The organism is Mycobacterium nebraskense, from assembly GCF_002102255.1.
Classification (GTDB): Bacteria; Actinomycetota; Actinomycetes; order Mycobacteriales; family Mycobacteriaceae; genus Mycobacterium; species Mycobacterium nebraskense.
Genome location: NZ_LQPH01000066.1, coordinates 65,604 through 83,206, shown reverse-complemented (window position 1 = coordinate 83,206; position 17,603 = coordinate 65,604). Strand labels below are relative to the sequence as shown.

At 68.6% G+C, this 17,603-nt stretch carries 13 protein-coding genes; 6 read left to right on the top strand and 7 right to left on the bottom strand.

Translation table 11 applies throughout. From position 1 onward, the window contains the following. Positions 1-21: 21 nt before the first annotated feature. Together AWC17_RS06730 and AWC17_RS06725 are read left to right on the top strand one after the other, a co-directional pair. On the top strand, positions 22-609 hold the full coding sequence (locus AWC17_RS06730; protein WP_046185042.1) for a TetR/AcrR family transcriptional regulator: 588 nt from the start codon (positions 22-24) through the stop codon (positions 607-609). After that, a complete protein-coding gene (locus tag AWC17_RS06725; RefSeq protein ID WP_046185043.1) occupies positions 606-2,852 on the top strand; it encodes a molybdopterin-dependent oxidoreductase in 2,247 nt (748 codons plus the stop codon). Before AWC17_RS06730 ends, AWC17_RS06725 begins: the two co-directional genes overlap by 4 nt. Here AWC17_RS06725 and AWC17_RS06720 read toward each other — a convergent pair. Beyond that, positions 2,836-4,821: a M13 family metallopeptidase gene (locus AWC17_RS06720; RefSeq protein WP_085164445.1), complete on the bottom strand. Its 1,986-nt coding sequence runs from the start codon at positions 4,819-4,821 to the stop codon at positions 2,836-2,838. The two genes, AWC17_RS06725 and AWC17_RS06720, sit on opposite strands and share 17 nt — an antisense overlap. Before the next feature lie 41 nt (positions 4,822-4,862). Between AWC17_RS06720 and AWC17_RS06715 the strand changes: the two genes are divergently transcribed. Continuing rightward, positions 4,863-5,522 carry a hypothetical protein gene (locus AWC17_RS06715; RefSeq protein WP_046185045.1) on the top strand — a complete coding sequence of 220 codons (660 nt, stop codon included), beginning with the start codon at positions 4,863-4,865 and terminating at the stop codon, positions 5,520-5,522. Then, complete coding sequence (locus tag AWC17_RS06710) at positions 5,519-6,202, top strand: hypothetical protein (protein ID WP_046185046.1); 684 nt, start codon at positions 5,519-5,521, stop codon at positions 6,200-6,202. The genes AWC17_RS06715 and AWC17_RS06710 overlap by 4 nt, the downstream gene beginning before the upstream one ends. Here AWC17_RS06710 and AWC17_RS06705 read toward each other — a convergent pair whose 3' ends face one another. Further along, positions 6,203-6,754 carry a helix-turn-helix domain-containing protein gene (locus AWC17_RS06705; RefSeq protein WP_046185047.1) on the bottom strand — a complete coding sequence of 184 codons (552 nt, stop codon included), beginning with the start codon at positions 6,752-6,754 and terminating at the stop codon, positions 6,203-6,205. Further along, positions 6,751-9,798, bottom strand: a complete 3,048-nt coding sequence (locus tag AWC17_RS06700) for an MMPL family transporter (protein ID WP_046185048.1) — start codon at positions 9,796-9,798, stop codon at positions 6,751-6,753. The genes AWC17_RS06705 and AWC17_RS06700 overlap by 4 nt, the downstream gene beginning before the upstream one ends. A gap of 329 nt (positions 9,799-10,127) precedes the next feature. On the opposite strand from AWC17_RS06700, the gene AWC17_RS06695 reads away from it, so the two are divergent. Continuing rightward, positions 10,128-10,679, top strand: a complete 552-nt coding sequence (locus AWC17_RS06695) for a hemophore (RefSeq protein WP_047322364.1) — start codon at positions 10,128-10,130, stop codon at positions 10,677-10,679. Here the strand turns inward: AWC17_RS06695 and AWC17_RS06690 are convergent. Continuing rightward, on the bottom strand, positions 10,676-11,845 hold the full coding sequence (locus AWC17_RS06690; protein ID WP_046185880.1) for a lysylphosphatidylglycerol synthase transmembrane domain-containing protein: 1,170 nt from the start codon (positions 11,843-11,845) through the stop codon (positions 10,676-10,678). The two genes, AWC17_RS06695 and AWC17_RS06690, sit on opposite strands and share 4 nt — an antisense overlap. Positions 11,846-12,001: 156 nt before the next feature. Here AWC17_RS06690 and AWC17_RS06685 point away from each other — a divergent pair, with 156 nt between their 5' ends. Next, entirely contained in the window at positions 12,002-13,159 is a 1,158-nt protein-coding gene (locus tag AWC17_RS06685; protein ID WP_046185879.1) for an AI-2E family transporter, read from the top strand. Positions 13,160-13,163: 4 nt separating this feature from the next. Here the strand turns inward: AWC17_RS06685 and mmpL3 are convergent, their stop codons facing one another. The 3 genes from mmpL3 to trmB are packed head-to-tail and all read right to left on the bottom strand — an operon-like array spanning position 13,164 to position 17,598. Next, positions 13,164-16,043 (bottom strand): trehalose monomycolate exporter MmpL3, encoded by a 2,880-nt coding sequence (mmpL3, locus tag AWC17_RS06680; RefSeq protein WP_085164443.1) that lies wholly within the window; start codon positions 16,041-16,043, stop codon positions 13,164-13,166. Between the two features lie 49 nt (positions 16,044-16,092). Continuing rightward, positions 16,093-16,803, bottom strand: coding sequence for an NYN domain-containing protein (locus AWC17_RS06675; protein ID WP_372517367.1), 711 nt, complete (start codon positions 16,801-16,803; stop codon positions 16,093-16,095). Between the two features lie 3 nt (positions 16,804-16,806). Further along, positions 16,807-17,598 carry a tRNA (guanosine(46)-N7)-methyltransferase TrmB gene (trmB, locus tag AWC17_RS06670; protein WP_208618367.1) on the bottom strand — a complete coding sequence of 264 codons (792 nt, stop codon included), beginning with the start codon at positions 17,596-17,598 and terminating at the stop codon, positions 16,807-16,809. Positions 17,599-17,603: the final 5 nt, after the last annotated feature.

Genomic DNA, 17,603 nt, shown 5'->3' with positions numbered 1-17,603 from the left:
CTATGGCCCTGAGGAGCGGCGATGCGCAGTCCACGCGAGCGGATGGTGATCTCCGCCGCGCTGTTGATCAGGGAGCGGGGCGCGCGCGCCACCGCGATCTCGGATGTCCTGGAACACAGCGGCGCGCCGCGCGGATCGGCCTATCACTACTTCCCGGGCGGGCGGACCCAGCTGCTCTGCGAGGCGGTGGACTACGCCGGCGAGCATGTCGCCGCGATCATCGCCGGGGCCGAGGGCGGTCCCCAGCTGATGGACACCCTGATCGACAAGTATCGGCGCCAGCTGCTCGATAGCGACTTCCGCGCGGGCTGCCCCATCGTCGCGGTCTCCGTGGAGGCCGGCGAGCAAGACGGTGAGCGCATGGCGCCGGTCGTCGAGCGCGCGGCGTCGGTGTTCGACCGCTGGACCGACCTGATCGCGCAGCGCTTCATCGCCGACGGGATACCGCGCGAGCGCGCCGGCGACCTGGCGCTGCTGGCCACCACGGCGCTCGAGGGCGCGATCGTGCTGGCCCGGGTGCGGCGCGACCTCACCCCCCTCGACGCCGTGCACCGCCAGCTACGCGACCTGCTGTCGGCCGAGGCAACCAGAAAGGACGTCCCGCAATGACCGGTGAATGGAAGTCCACGGCATGCATCCTCTGCGAATGCAACTGCGGGATCGTCGTCCAGGTCGAAGATCGCCGGCTGGCCCGAATCCGGGGCGACAAGGCGCACCCGGCGTCGCAGGGGTACACCTGCAACAAAGCCTTGCGGCTGGACCACTATCAGAACAGCGGCGCACGATTGACCTCCCCCCTGCGCCGCCGCGCCGACGGCAGCTTCGAGGAGATCGACTGGGACACCGCGATTGTCGAGATCGCCGAGGGTTTCAAGCGCATCCGGGACAGCTACGGCGGGGACAAGATCTTCTACTACGGCGGCGGCGGGCAGGGCAATCACCTGGGCGGTGCCTACAGCGGAGCCTTCCTCAAAGCCCTGGGGTCACGCTATCGGTCAAATGCGTTGGCGCAGGAGAAAACCGGTGAGGCCTGGATCGACGGCCAGCTGTACGGTGGTCACACGCGAGGCGAATTCGAGCACGCCGAGGTGTCGGTGTTCGTCGGGAAGAACCCGTGGATGTCGCAGAGCTTTCCCCGCGCCCGGGTAGTGCTCAACGAGATCGCCAAGGACCCGAACCGGTCGATGATCGTCATCGATCCCGTCGTCACCGACACCGCCAAGATGTCCGACTTCCACCTGCGGGTGCGGCCCGGCACCGACGCGTGGTGCCTGGCCGCGCTGGCTGCCGTCCTGGTGCAGGAAAACCTCTGTAACGAAACGTTTCTCGCCGAGCACGTGCGTGACGCCGACGCCGTCCGCACTGCGCTGCGCGACGTCCCGGTGGCCGACTACGCGCAACGGTGCGGGGTCGACGAGGAGTTGCTGCGCGCGGCGGCGCGGCGCATCGGCGCCGCGTCCAGTGTCTCGGTGTTCGAGGACCTCGGGGTGCAGCAGGCGCCCAACAGCACGCTCTGCTCGTACCTGAACAAGCTGCTGTGGATATTCACCGGCAACTTCGCGAAAAAGGGCGGCCAGCACCTACATTCGTCGTTCGGGCCGCTGTTCGGCCAGTTCTCCGGCCGCACGCCGGTGACCGGCGCTCCGATCATCTCCGGCTTGGTGCCCAGCAACGTCGTGCCCGAGGAGATCCTGACCGACCACCCGGACCGATTCCGGGCCATGATCGTGGAAAGCAGCAACCCCGCGCACTCGCTGGCCAATTCGGCCGCGTGCCGGGAGGCCTTCCAGGCGCTGGAACTGATGGTCGTCATCGACGTCGCGATGACCGAGACCGCGCGACTCGCGCACTACGTGCTGCCCGCGGCCTCGCAGTTCGAGAAGCCGGAAGCCACGTTCTTCAATCTGGAGTTCCCGCACAACGCTTTTCAGCTGCGGCGGCCGCTGCTCGAACCGCTGCCCGGAACCCTGCCCGAACCGGAGATCTGGGCGCGGCTGGTGCGGGCCCTGGGCGCGATGGACGACGCGGATTTGCGGCCACTGTCCGAAGCCGCCCGGCGCGGCCGGCAGGCCTACACCGAAGCGTTCCTGACCGCGACCGCAACCAACCCGACGGTCGCCAAGCTGCTTCCCTACGTCCTCTACGAGACGCTCGGGCCCACGCTGCCGGACGGTTTACGCGGCGCGGCCGCCCTGTGGGGGCTCGCCCAGAAGGCCGCCCTGACCTATCCCGAGGCCGTGCGCCGCGCCGGTCACGCCGACGGCAACGCGCTGTTCGACGCGATCCTCGACACCCCGTCCGGGGTGACATTCACGGTGCACAACTACGAGGACGACTTCGCGTTGATCAGCCACGCCGATCACAAGATCGCGCTGGAAATCCCAGAAATGCTCGACGAATTGAGGGCGCTGGCCGCAGCCCCGCCGCGGCTGACAACACCGGACTTCCCGATCGTGCTGTCGGTGGGCGAGCGCCGCGCCTACACCGCCAACGACATCTTCCGCGACCCGTCTTGGCGCAAACGCGACGTCGACGGGGCACTGCGCGTCAGTGTCGAGGACGCCCAGACCCTCGGACTCGTCGACGGATGCCGCGCCCGCGTCAGCACCGCGGCCGGCAGCGCCGAGGCCACCGTCGAGATCACCGAGACCATGCTGGCCGGACATGCGGCCCTGCCCAACGGGTTTGGGCTCGACTACGTCGACGGCGACGGGCATACCCTGGTTCCTGGCGTCGCCCCGAACGCGCTCACCTCGACCGAATGGCGCGATCCCTACGCCGGCACGCCGTGGCACAAGCACGTTCCCGCCCGGATCGAGTTGGTGGGAGTACCCGTCAGTTCCAGATCCTGACCCGCCGCCGCGGCTCCAAAAACAGCGCATCGTCCTCGGCGACGTCGAACGCTTCGTAGAAGGCGTCCATGTTGCGGATGACGCCGTTACAGCGGAACTCCGGCGGGGAATGCGGATCGGTGGCCAACCGCCGGATCGCTTCCGCCTGACGGGATTTGGTGCGCCACACCTGCGCCCATCCGTAGAACACGCGCTGCACGCCGGTGAGACCGTCGATGACGGGTGCGGGCTGGCCCCTCAGCGACAGCTGGTAGGCCAACAGCGCGATCGACAACCCGCCCAGGTCGCCGATGTTCTCCCCGACGGTGAATGCGCCGTTCACGTGATTGCCGGCGTCCAGCGCGCGCGGCGTGTACGCGGAGTACTGGTCGATGAGTGCTTTGGTGCGGGCACCGAATTCGGTGCGGTCGGCGTCGGTCCACCAGTCCACCAGGTTGCCGTCGCCGTCATACTTGGCGCCCTGGTCGTCGAACCCGTGCCCGATCTCGTGCCCGATCACCGCGCCGATACCGCCGTAGTTGGCGGCGTCGTCGGCATCGGCGTCGAAGAACGGCGGCTGCAAAATCGCTGCGGGAAAGACGATTTCGTTCATCCCCGGGTTGTAGTAGGCGTTGACCGTCTGGGGCGTCATGAACCACTCGTCTTTGTCGACCGGGCCGCCCAGCTTCGCCAGCTCACGGTCGTGGTTGACCGCATAACCGCGCTGAAAGTTGCCGTAGAGGTCGTTGCGGTCGATCACCAGCTTGGAGTAGTCACGCCACTTGTCCGGGTAGCCGACCTTGGCGACGAACTTGTCCAGCTTCGCCAGCGCCCGCTCCCGGGTTTGCGGCGTCATCCAGTCCAGCTCGTTGATGGACTGCCGGTACGCCGCCTTCAGGTTGTCCACCAGTGCGTCGATGCGGGCCTTGGCGCCCGGCGGGAAATACCGCTGCACGTACAGCTTTCCGACGGCATCGCCCATCAGGTGTTCCACCAGTGAGACCGCCCGCTTCCAGCGTTCCCGGATCTGCTCGGCCCCGGTCAGCAGCCGGCCATAGAAGTCGAAGTCCGCGGCGACCAGCTCGTCGGTCAGCCACGACGCGCGGGCGCGGATCAACCGCCAACGGGCCCAACGCTTCCAATCCTCCAGGTCGCCGCAGGCCCAGAGGTCGGCGAACGCGGTGAGGTAATCGGGTTGCCGCACAATCACTTCGGCGAAGTCCCGCGGTGTGCCGCCGAGCGCGTTCGCCCAGCCGGTCCAGTCGAAGCCCTTGCCCTCGGTCTGCAGATCCGCGAAGGTGCGCAGGTTGTAGGAGAGCTCGGCGTCGCGTCGCTTGACCACATCCCAGTGCGCGGCGGCCAGCTTGCCCTCCAGCGCCACGATGCGGGCCGCGGTCTCGGCGTGCGCCTCCGCGGGCCCGCCGTACACCACGGCGAACATCCGCGCGATGTGCCCGGGGTAGGCCGCGAGCACCTCGGCGTGCTGCTCGTCGCGGAAGTAGGACTCGTCGGGCAACCCGATGCCGGATTGGGTGACGTGCACCAGATAACGGGCCGAGTCCTTGGCGTCGGTGTCGATATACATCGCGACGCCGCCGCCCACCCCGGTGCGCTGCAGCGCGCCCACCGCCGCGGCCAACGCGTCCGCGTCGGCGGCGGCGTCGATGGTGGCCAGCTCGTCGAGCAGGGGTTGCAGGCCGCGGCGCTCGATGGCCGCCTCGTCGAGGAAGCTGGCGTAGAGGTCGCCGATGCGCTGCTGATCGGTGCCCGAGACGGCGCCGCTCTCGCTGGCCTCGATGATCAGGTCGCGCACCTGCTCCTCGGCGCGGTCGAACAGGTGACGGAACGCGCCGTCGGTTGCCCGGTCCGCCGGTATGTCGTATTCGGCCAGCCAGCGGCCGTTGACGTGGCCGAACAGGTCATCTTGGGGGCGGGTGTCGGCGTCGACGTGGCTCAGGTCGATGCCCGAGCGAATGGCCTCTACAGTCACCCCGCCATCCTTCCATCTTTGTCGGGTGCAACGATCGGGCCATGTCCGACGGCCAGCGAACCGAGCCAGCGACCCCGGAAGAGGCAGACATCGCCGACCCCGACGAAGCCCCTGACGACGAATCCGACGCCGCCGGTGGCCCGATGTTCTCGCCGTACGGCATCGCGTCGGCCGTCCTGGGGGTGCTGTCGGTGGCCGCGGTCGTGTTCGGGTTCTTCCTGTGGTCCGGGCACCGCGACGACATGGCGGAACGCCGCTACCTCACCCGCGTCATGCAAACCGCCGCCGACTGGACGGGTGTGCTGATCAACATGAACAGCGGCAACGTCGACACCAGCCTGCAACGGCTGCACGACGGGACGGTCGGCGAACTCAACACCGACTTCGACGCGGCCATGCAGCCCTACCGCCAGGTGGTGGGCAAGCTGCAGTCCAAGAGCGCCGGGCGGATCGACGCGGTGGCCGTCGAGACCGTGCACCGCGACCTGGACACGCAGCCCGGTGCCGGGAGGCCCCCGAGAGATGTCGTCACCACCAAGTTGCCGCCGTTTGCCAGCCGCATGGACTCGGTGATGCTGGTCGCGACGTCGGTCAGCGAGAACGCCGGCGCCAAACCGCAGACGGTGCACTGGAACCTGCGGCTCGACGTGTGCAACGTGGACGGCAAGCTGATGATCTCGGGGCTGGAATCGATCCGATGAGAAACATCTGGCGCCTGCTCGCGTTCGACATCCTGGCCCCGCTGGCCGCGATCGCGGCGTTGCTGGCGATCGGGCTGATTCTCGACTGGCCGCTGTGGTGGGTCTCGGCCTGCTCGGTGCTGGTGCTGCTGATCGTCGAGGGCGTCGGCGTCAATTTCTGGCTGCTGCGGCGCGATTCGGTCAGCGTCGGTACCGACGACGACGCACCGGCGCTGCGATTGGCCGTCGTCTTCCTGTGCACGGCCGCGCTGGTGGCCGCGGTGGTCACCGGATACACGCATTGGACGCAGTCGGACCGCGAATTCAAGGACGACTCCCGCGACGTGGTCCGGGTCGCCACGGGGATGGCGGAGGCGATGGCGTCGTTCACCCCGGGCGCCCCGAGCAGCTCCATCGACCGGGCCACGGCGTTGGTCGTCCCGGAGCACGCCGCCGCCTTCAAGGAGCAGTACACGAAGTCCAGCTCCGAGCTGGCCCAGCACAACGTCACCGCGCAGGCCGCCACGCTGGCGGCCGGGGTCGAGGCACTGGGGCCGGCGGCGGCCAGTGTGGCGGTGATCCTGCGGGTCACGCAGAACGCGCCGGGCCAACCGGCCAGCCAGTCGGCGCCCGCGCTGCGGGTGGCGCTGACCAAGCACGGCGACGCCTGGCTGGTGTCAGACGTGCTGCCGATCAGGTGATCAGTTGGACTCGGGCGAACGCGTCGACTTCACCTTGACGAACCGATCCGACAAGCGGCGCATCCGGATCATCAGCGAGGCCGACGGGCTGGTGCTGCCGTCCAGGTAGGCGGTGAGTTCCTCGGGGGTCACCCCGATGCGGGACGCGAATTCCTGTTGCGCCAGACCCGATCGGTCGATGAGCAGCCCGACGTGGCGGGCCACCTCGGCCCGTTCGTTGGCTTCCAGGTGGGTGCGGGCACGTTCCAGCACCTCCCACAGCGCCTTGGAGATGCCATAGGGCCGGGTGCCTTCGAGCACCTCTTCGACCTGGCGGGCCGTCCGCCCGTACGGATCGCGCTTCAGGGCGGCGGCGATGCGCTTCCAGGTGGCGATGTCGCCGCCCTGCAGCGCCGCACGAATGGCGGACGTCGGCCAGAACTCCACCGGCTGCTCGGGGTCTTGAAGAGGTCCACCGCGAGACTCACCGCCGGGTCCGCCGTCACGCCGGCGCGGCTCGGTGGCCGGCCGCTGGGGCGGCGATGCGGGGCGTCGGTCAGGTGCCAACGTCACCTCGCCTCCTCCAACATCGCTACGGCCACCGACAGGCAGCGCTGCCTGATCTCCTCCCAATCCGACCGGGCGTCGCCCCCGGACCCCTGCTCGTCATCGAAATCCCAGGGATCGGGATCAGCGAGTCGACGGACCAGCTGGGTGGCGATCCATTGCCGCCTGGGCGACTGACAACAGTAGTACCTGTCCATGCCCGCCAGCACCACAGCGGCGGTCTCGGGCTCCAACGTTTCAACCATATCGGCAAAGTCGGCGTAATCGCGGCGGCTGTTACGGCACATGATGAGGTAGCCCTTGAGGCGCAGCGTCTCGGCGCCGGTCGGGACCAGCAGCCGGTCGCCGGTGGGCAGCTGCACGTGGGTGGTCTCCACCGGGCAGCGGCGCTCGTACATCGGCCGGTCCGCGGTGTCGGTCTCGCTCTCCAGCGCGTCGATGGCGACCGAAAGCCGGCCCCGCCACAACGTGACCGGGTGGACGGGCCGGTCCGCCCCGACGATCGCCTTGGCGATGCCGTTGCGTGACGTCAGGCCCCCGACCAGCTTCTTGGCCCCGTAGGCGCCGTTGGTGTGACCGTTGTTGCCGGTCTTCCGGTCGGCGGCGCCCACCCCGACCCCCGCCTTCTCGTCGTCGATGTTGACCTGGTGGGGGATCTGACCGGGGTCCCGGCCGCGATCCTGGTCGGCCCCCTGCGGCAGGGCGCCTTGCCTCTCCTTGCCGTTGCGCCCACAGCCGGTGAAGGCCAGCGGGTCGGTCACGCAAATGGCGTCGGGCGCGAGGTGCTTGAGCTTGGCCGCCGACTTGAGCACCATCCGCAGGTCGGCGTTGGGCGCCGTCAGTGCCGATATGTCGTCGGGGATGACGACGACGTCGGCCAGGTCGACCGCGGGCAGCGGCCGGTCGAAGTCGACCGACGGCAAGACCCGGGACAGCCACGGGGGCAGCCACCAGTTCCACTGGGCGAACATCGCCATCAGCGCCGGTACCAGCACCAGCCGCACCACGGTGGCATCCACCGCGATCGCCACCGCGCATGCCACGCCGATCTCGGCGACCAGCGGCATGCCGGCGAACGCGAAGCCGACGAAGACCGCGATCATGATCAGGGCCGCGCTGGTGATGGTGCGGGCGCTGGTGCTCACGCCGTACGCCACGGCGTCGCGGGTGTTCCCGGAGTGCAGGAAGCGTTCCCGGATGCGGGTCAGCAGGAAGATCTCGTAGTCCATCGACAACCCGAAGGTCATCGCGAGCACCAGCGGGGGGACGGTGCTGTCGATCGAGCTGATCTGCGCGAATCCGAGATCCTTCAGCCAGCCCCACTGGAACACCATCACCAGGCTGCCGTAGGCGGCCGCGACCGACAGCAACGTCATCAACACGCCCTTGAGCGCCAGGAACACCGAGTGGACCGAGACCAGCAGCATCACGAACGCGATCAGCGCGACGATCGCCAGCACCAGCGGCTCGGTCTTGGACACCTGGTCGTCGAAGTCTTTGATCAGCGCGGTCGGCCCGCCGACGTCGACTCGCGCGGTTCCCTTGTCGGGCACCTTGGCCAGCTGCGCGCGCATCCAGCCGACGGTCTCGCGGGCCCGCATGTCCTCGGGGTCGACCGACAACACCGCGGACAGCAGGGCGCTGCCGTTGTCCTCGGCGAATTGCGGCGGCGCCACCGAGACGATGTTGGGGGCCTGCGTCATCCGCTGCCGGACCGCGCCGATGGTCTGGCTGTGTTCGGGTGAAGCGGCGCCGCCGTCCGGGAAGGTGACCAGCACGCGAATCGGGCCGAGCGCGCCGGGACCGAGCGCCTCGGCCGCCGCGCCCACCCCGGCACGGATCTCGTGCGACGAGTCGAACTGGCGCAGCAGGCTGTTGCCCAGCACCATCGACGTGGCCGGTGCGGCCATGACGAGCAGCACCAGCGATGCCGCCAGCGCCGATATCCACGGCCGCCGCATCACCCATCCGATCCAGCGGCTCCAGAACCGGGATTGCCCACCTTCGGGTCCGCGTGACCAGTGCAGGAAGGCCGACCGCTTGGCGGCCGACCGGCCGAACGTCGCCAGCGCCGCCGGGGTCAGCGTGGTCGAGGTCAGCATCGCGACCGCGACGGCCAGGATCGCTCCGGTCGCCATCGACTTCAGCGCCGGGGTATTGATCACGTAGATCCCGGTGAGCGAGGCGACGACGGTCATCCCGGACAGCACCACGGCCAGCCCCGAGGTGGCCATCGCGGCGTCGACGGCCTCCCGCGGCTCGCGGCCGGAGCGCAGCTCCTCGCGGAAGCGCATCAGGATGAACAGCGAATAGTCGACGGCGAGCGCGATCCCGAACATGGATACCGTCGAGGTCACGAACACCGACATGGTCGTGTAGGACGACAGCAGGTAGACCAGGCCCATGGTGACCACGACCGTGCACACACCCAGGGCAAGGGGGATCGCCGCGGCGGCCAGCGAGCCGAACACGGCCAGCAAGACGATCAGGATCACCGGCAGGTTCCAGCGCTCGGCGGCGGCGATGTCGTGCTTGGTGTTCTGCGCCGCGGCGGCGCTGAGCGCGCCCTGCCCGATCACGTACAGCCGCACCCGGCCGTTCGCGGTCTGGCCGGACTGATCGCCCTTGACGCCGATTTTTGTGCGCAGTTGCTTGGCGACGTCACTGGTGTTTCGGGAATCCAGCCGGAGCGACAGCACGTACGGCCGATCGGGTTGCGGCGGCCGCTGGGTGGGGTTGGGCACCTCCGAGACGCCGGGTAGCTCGGCGGCGGTTCGCTTCAGCAGCGCGACGGCGTCGTTGATGTCGGAGTAGCTGGCGTCCGGGCGGGGGGCCGCCACCAGGGCCAGCGAAGACGATCCCTGGTCGTGGTAGAGCTCCTCGATCTGGTCGTGGACGAGCAGCGACTGCGAACCGGCCACGTCGAAACCGCCGCCGGTCAGGTTCCCCGACTGCGTCAGGGCCAGATAGACCGCCGGAACCAAAGCCAGCAACCAGCCACTGAAGACCAACCAGCGGTACTTACGCAGGCTGCGGCTGAGGCGCATCATTAACTGCTGGATTTCTCCACTCCCCGTGTGTCGCGTAACGCGTGCTGGCGAGAATACCGCAGCGGGCTGTGGATGATGTGGGCTTTCGGCTTGCTGAGCTGCAGCGACGGCGTTGTTGCCAAGACGCTGCGAAGTCGTTGTGAACCGGTTACCGCGCGGGATTTTCCTCACACGGGCTCACGCGGGCTGGCAGGGGTGCTGCCGGCGATGGCAGGATGTCGGATGGCCCGCGGAGCCTTGGGGAGCCCCGCGATCGATGAGGCCTTCTATTGCAGCCGTTTGCGAGGCGTCGGTGCTGCGCGGGACGCCGCAAACTGTAAGGAGTTTCGATGACGAGAGGCACCGCGACCGGGCGCCGCGGAATCTTCGCGGGGCTGATCGGCGCCACCCTGCCGTGCGCCGCCCTGGCGGTCCTGGCGGGGCCACCGGCGACGGGCGCTACCGACCCGTGCGCGGCCAGCGAAGTCGCCCGGACGATCGGTTCGGTCTCCAAGTCGATGGGCGACTACCTCGATTCGCATCCGGAGACGAACCAGACGATGACCTCGATGCTGCAGCAGCAGGCGGGCCCGCAATCGATGACCGGCCTTAAGTCCTACTTCGAGGCCAACCCCAAGGTCGCCGGCGACATGACGTCGATCGCCCAGCCGTTGACCAATCTGTCGCTGCAGTGCAAGTTGCCGATCTCGCCTTCCCAGGCGATGGGCATGATGCAGCAGGCGCAGAGCGCGGCCGGTGGGCTGCCCGCCCTGCCGGGTAACGCCGCGGGGGCGTCACCGCTGGGCGGCACGCCGGCCTCCCCGCCTGCGGCCACCGGGCCCGCCGCACCGGCGCCTGCCAACCCGCTGTCGGGTCCGCCGCGCGGCAATACCGCCGGCTAGCTTTCGGTTTCCGGGCTCCGATCGGGCGGTAACGGGCCCTGCAGGGCGGTCTCGGTCGGATCGTTGCCAACCTGGTCCTGCTGCGCCGTCGGCTCGTGGTCCGGCGCGGACTCCTCGTCGTCCGGGACGGCGACGTTCTCCGTGCGGAACACGAAGAAGAACACCACCCAGCCGATGGCGGAGATGAGCAACCAGCTGATCAGCCGGTAGATCAGCATGGCCGAGATTGCGTTGGGCAACGACATCCCGCTGGATACCAACCCGGGCACCAGCACCGCCTCGACGACCAACAGGCCACCGGGCATCAGCGGTATCGTGCCGACCGCCCGCGCGGCCGCGTAGGCCACCGTCAGCCCGGCGACCGAAGCGTGATCCCCGGCGGCGTAGGCCGCGAAGCCGAGACAGGCCACGTCGGCGATCCAGTTGAACATCGACCAACCGAACGCCACCCCCATGTCGCGCCGGCCCAGGCTCACCGATTCGAGCTGCATCAGCGTCTCGCGCCACTTGGCCAGGCCGGTGTCGGCGGGTCGGCCGCGGACGGAGTTGACCCACGACAACACCCGGCAACCGATCCCGTCGATCAGTTCCGGCCGCGACGCGACCGCTTGGGCGAGAAGCAACAACGCGACGAAGCCGCCGAGGGTGAACAGCAACGAGAACGGGTTGTTCTTCGCGCCGAGGAAGAAGGCCCCGCCCAGCCCCAGCAGCGCCAGGCCCACGGCCTGCAGGACGCCGGCCATCACCAGCTGCCACGACGCCACCACCGTCGAAGCGCCCCAAAGCCGTTGCTGCCGAAGCAAAAACGTGGCCGAGAGGACCGGCCCGCCGGGCAACGTGGTGCTCAGCGAGTTGGCGGCATAGACGGCAGCTTCGGATCGCAATTGTTTGACGTGCACGCCGGCCGACCGCAGCAGCGTGCGCTGGATTTGCGCGAAGCTGTGCATCGACGCGGCGGACGCCACGACCGATGCCAGCAGCCACCACCAGTTCGCCTCGTACAGGCTCATCCAGGCCTTGGCCAGCTGATCCCAGCCCAGTGCGACCTCCACGGCAAGCACGATCGCGACGATCCCGAGGATCACCCATCGCACCCACCAGTACTTCCCGCGCGGGGTCTCTTCGCGCGGGAAGTCGAGATTGCGGGCGGGTGCGTCGTGCGGCACGTGATTTAGGGTAACGGTGCAGGTGGCGCGGGGATCGCCGCGCGGCGCCGACCGTGTCGTCGTCGTAACCGGATCGTGCCGGCGTGGCCGCGCCCGGCCGACGACGGACGGGTCCGCGTACGTTTGGCGGCGCCCCGCGCCGGATAGGCTCACCCAATGCCGGCAAACACCGACGACGCCTCGGTCGAACCCCTTGTCCGCAAGACCGCAGCCTGGGCCTGGCGTTTGCTGGTCATCCTCGCCGCCCTGATCGCCCTGCTGTGGGTGGTCAAGAAGATCGAGATCATCGTCGTCCCGGTGCTGGTGGCGCTGCTGGTCAGCGCGCTGCTGCTGCCGGTGGTGGACTGGCTGGACCGGCGCGGTTGGCCCCGCGGTGGGGCGGTGGCGATGGTGCTGCTGGGCGGGTTCGCGATCCTGGGCGGCATCCTGGCGTTCGTCGTCATTCAGTTCATCGACGGTCTGCCGGGCCTGACCGAACAGGTGACCCGCAGCATCGAGTCCACCCGGCGCTGGCTGATCCACGGGCCGGCACACCTGCGCAGCGAACAGATCGACAACGCGGGCAACGCCGCGATCGAGGCGCTGCGCAACAATCAGGCGAAGCTGGAAAGCGGCGCCCTGTCCACCGCGGCCACCATCACCGAGCTTGTCACCGCGGCGGTGTTGGTGCTGTTCACGCTGATCTTCTTCCTCTACGGCGGGCGCAACATCTGGGCCTACGTGTCCAAGATCTTCCCGGCCGACGTCCGCGACCGGGTGAGCGAGGCGGGCCGCGCCGGATACGCGTCGCTGACCGCGTATGTGCGGGCCACCTTTCTGGTGGCGTTCACCGATGCGGCCGGGGTCGGCACGGGCCTGGCGATCATGGGCATCCCGCTGGCGCTGCCGCTGGCTTCGCTGGTCTTCCTGGGTGCCTTCATCCCGCTCGTCGGTGCTCTGATCTCTGGCTTGGTGGCCGTCGTGGTGGCGTTGCTGGCCAAGGGCATCGTCTACGCACTGATCACGCTGGGGGTGCTTATTGCGGTGAACCAACTCGAGGCCCATGTGCTGCAGCCGCTGGTGATGGGCCGCGCAGTCTCGATTCACCCGCTCGGGGTGGTGTTGGCCATCTCCACCGGCGGCGTACTCGCCGGAATCATCGGTGCGCTGCTGGCCGTGCCGACGGTCGCGTTCTTCAACAACGCGATGCAGGTGCTGCTCGCCCCGGATCCGGCCGCCGAAGCCGAGAAGCAGACCGAAGAGGCCGACGAGGGCGGCGGGATCGTGCAGGCGGAACCGGACGAGCCCGAGGCGAAGTCCGGCTCGGGTTCCTAGGGGCCTACAGCCGTCCCTCGCGACGCAGCAGGTCCTGGGCGGACAGGCCGCCGCCGGAGCGTCGGCGCTGGCGCGCGTCGCCGTTCTCACCCCGGGAGTTCAGCTTTTCCGTGGCCGGGTCGGAGTCGTCTCCCTGGGACCGCGTGGACGGGAAGGCGGTGGTGGGGTCGGCCGCATCGCCCTTGTCGTCAGAACGGTTGGTAGGCACCGGAATTGCCCGGGTTTGGCCGCCGGACGGTGGCGGGGGCGGCGCCGCCGGCCCCGGGGCGGGAGGTCGTGCGGGCGCCGGGTTGGCGGGGGCGGCGTTGGGCACCGAGAGCCGCGTGGTCTTGGCCTCCGTCGGCTGACCGGGCCGCGTCTGCAGGCGCGTGGTGTTGGCGGCATCGGCCGAGGGTGCCGCGGCGCGCGGCGCACCCGCGGGTACGTCCTGGGCGGGTTTGGGTTCGGCCGGGCCCGGACGGGTCGCGCGCGACGGCTCGAGGGCGGCGGGGTGCGTGGGGTCGTGCGGCGGACGCGGCGCGGCGGCGACCAGGCTGGCCGCCACCGGCGGCCGTGCGGGCCGCCCGTTGAGGGTCGGCCGCTTGCGCTCGTCGGGCAGGTCGATCTCGCCCAGCCCGATCCGGTTCTGCAGCCGCCTGGCCCAGCGCGGGGCCCACCAGCAGTCGTCGCCGAGCAGCTTCATCACCGACGGGACCAGGAACATGCGGACCACGGTCGCGTCCAACAACAGCGCCGCCATCAGGCCGAACGCCAAATATTTCATCAACACGAGGTCGGAGAAGACGAACGAACCGGCGACCACGGCGAGGACCAGCGCGGCGGCGGTGATCAGCCGCCCGGTGGTCGCGGTGCCGATCCGGATGGCCTCGGCGGTCGACATGCCCCGTTCGCGCGCCTCGACCATGCGGGACACCAGGAACACCTCGTAGTCGGTGGCCAGGCCGAAGCCCACCGCGACGACCAGCGCGATGAGCACCACCATCAGCGGCGTCGGCGTGAAGTTCAGCCAATGCGAGAAGTGCCCGTCGACGAAGATCCACGTCAGGATGCCCATCGTGGACCCGAGCGTCAGCGCGCTCATCACCGCGGCCTTGATCGGCAACACCACCGATCCGAACGCCAGGAACATCAACAGCATGGTGGCGGTGAGCAACAGCACCAGCATCAGCGGAGCCTTGTCGAACAGGCTGTGGATGCTGTCCTGCTCCAGGGCGGGGGTGCCGCCGATATAGAGGTTGAGGCCCTTCGGCGGGTTTATCGCCCGGAGTTCGCTGATCTTCTTGGCGGCGTCATTGCGATTCGACAGGCCGTTCTGGATCACCCGCACCGCGCCGTCTTTGGGCACGCTTGTCCCGTTCGGGCCGGCGACGCAGGGGTTGCCGGCGATGGTGGGGCAGGGCCGCTCCTCCCACGTCTTGTCGGTGAACCCGTTGATCCCCGCGATCCTGTTGCGGATGTCGGCGACCTGCTGGTCGGTCACCTTGCTGTGGTTGGTGTTCTGCATGACCACGGTCAGCTGCTCGGTCCGGTATCCGGGGAAGAGCTTGTCGAAGTGCTCCTGGGCCTGGCGCACCGAATTGCTTGGCGGCAAATACTTTTCGCTCATGCCGCCGAACGACAGGTTGCTCAGCGGGATGACCAGCAGGATCATGCCGACGGCGATCGGGATGGCGAAGGCCAGCGGCCGCTTCATCACGAAGTTGACCAGCTTGCCCCAGAACCCGGCCTCGACCTCTTCACGGGTCTTGGTCTTCTGCAGCCGGTCGGCCAGCCAGTTCAGGTAGGCGCGGGAATACTTCCAGTTCCGCAGGAAGGGCACCCGGAAGGCGGTCCGCACGCCCAGCGCGTCGACGTGGCGCCCGAGGATGCCCAGGCAGGCCGGCAGAAACGTGATCGACAGCAACGCGGCCAGTCCCACCGCGGCGAAGATCGCGTAGGTCAGCGAGTGCACGAAACCCTGCGGCAAGACGAGCAGGCTGGCGCTCGACGCGATGATCAGCACCGCAGAAAACGTCACGGTGCGACCGGCCGTCATCACGGTCCGGCGCACGGCGGCCTCGGTGTCGTAGCCCTCGGCGATCTCCTCCCGGAACCGGCTCACCACGAACAGTCCGTAGTCGATGGCGATACCCAGGCCGATCAGCGACACCACCGGCTGGGCGAAGAAATGCACCGGCCCGAACATGGCGACCAGGCGCAGGATGCCCAGCGCGCCCGCGATGCTGAGCCCACCCACGATGGCCGGCAGGCCGGCCGCGACCGCGCCCCCGAACACCAGGAACAGCACCACCGTCACCAACGGCAGCGCCAGCACCTCCATGCGCCGCTGGTCCGTGGCGATGGTGCCGGTCAGGGCGTTGGCGATCGGCTCCAGGCCGGCGAGTGCCACCGTGCCGCCGTTGAGCTTCTGCAAGTCGGGCGCGATGGCTTTGTAGTTATTGAGGATGGTGTCGTCGTCGTCGCCCTTCAGGGGGATGGACACGAAGGTGTGCTTCCGGTCCTCGCTGACCATTCCTTTGATCAAGGGGTTCGTGCTTTCGGGCGCCGCCAGCCAGCCGGCCCAGCCGACGACCTGGTCGGGGTGGTCGGTCTTGAACTTGTTGAGTTCGCCGACGATTTTGTCCCGCCATGCCGCGTCATCGACCGTTTTGCCGTTGGGAGCTGTGAAGGTGGCGACGACGTGACTGGTGCGGTCGCGGCCGTACGTCTGGTCACCCAGCACCGAGGCCTTCACGGACTGACTGCCCTCGTCGTAGAAGCCGCTCTGTGTGACATGCTTGCCGAGGCTGAGCCCGAAAACGCCCCCCAGCAGGCACAGGGCTACCGTGACCCCGATCACGATGTACCGGTAGCGGTACACAGTTCGACCCCACCAGGCGAACACGCAAGCTCCTTACTGGATCGTTAACGACCCGCGCATCGGTTTTCCAGTGTCACACACGCGCGGTCAACAGAGCGGACAGCGGCCGGAACGGCTGCAGCCATGCTCCCTGATCAGGCAGCGAATCTAGGCCAATTCGCGGTAACGGCTCCCGGAACACACCGCTGATGTCTTCCAGGTCGACAAAGTCCAAGGTATCCGACGCTAGTGCCCAACTCGCATGTTCGCGAAATCCGATGACTTGAACGGTGACTCCGGAGCGTGCTATTTCCTCCAGCGGTTGACGAAACGCCTGCCCGTCGGCCGAAGCCACCACCAGCGCCGCCAGCCCTTCGCTGCGCCGCAGTTCGATGTGGGCGAGCATGTCGCGGTCGACGTCGCTGTCCTCGTCGATCTTCGGTTTGGCGAAGACCGCGAACCCCACATTACGAAGGGCGTCCACCCAGGGGCGGACCACGTCGGCGCTGCCCGGAGCGATGTTGGTGAAGACGGTGGCCTCGGGTTCGACCACGACACCCGGCCGGCCGGCACTGACCTCGGCCGTGCGCGCCAGCAGCCAGCGCCCCAGGGCGTCGAACCGCGGGCGCTCCAGGGCGGTGGGGCGTCGACCCAGGATCGAGCCGAGCCCCATGTCGAGGTTGGGCGCATCCCACACCAGCAAGACGCGTCCGCCCGGCGGCGGTGGGAAGGTTCCCAGCGCATCGTCGGACAACACCGCCACGGATTCTGCTGCGGTCTGTTCTTCCGCCAGGCTCATGGTCATCGCCTACTCATGTCGTAGCCAGATGAATTCGGTCACGGCGCTACCCGCCTCGTGGGCCTTCGTCTCGTATTTGGTGGTCGGCCGCACCACCGAGATCGGCAGCCTGCTGGTGGGGTCGGCGCGACGCAGCCGCGGCTCGGCATCGCCGACCTCGCCGATGTGTTCGGCGTAGCCGGGATGGTCCGTCGCGACATGGAGGACACCACCAGGGAGTAACCGGTCGGCGATCAGGCCAATCGTGCCCGGCTGCAGAAACCGGCGCTTGTGGTGACGGGCCTTCGGCCAGGGATCGGGGAAGAAGACGCGGACGCCGGTCAGCGAACCGGGGGGGATCAGCCGCTGCAGCACGTCGACGCCGTTGCCGCGGATCAGGCGGATGTTGCCGACCCCCTCGCGGTCGATCGCGCACAGCAGCTGCGCCAGCCCCCGCTTGTAGACTTCCACCGCGATCACATCTATATCGGGCTCGTCCTTCGCCATCGCCAGCGTCGATGTGCCACTGCCGCAACCGATCTCGAGCACCAGCGGCGCCTGGCGGCCGAACCATGCGCGGGTGTCCAGCGGCGGCTCCCCACCGCCGGGGCCTTCCCCTGCCGGGGCGCCCAACGATAAGCCCAGCTCAGGCCACAGCCGTTCCCAGGTCTGCCGCTGGGCGTCGGAAAGGGCGGAACGTCGGGAGCGAAAGGTCGATGCCGGAAGATAGCGCTGGTCGCGACGGTCGTCCGACTCCTCCTCCGGCGCGTCCGGGCACACTCCCACCCCGGGTTGCGCATGCATTTGTCCATGGTGGCCCATAAACC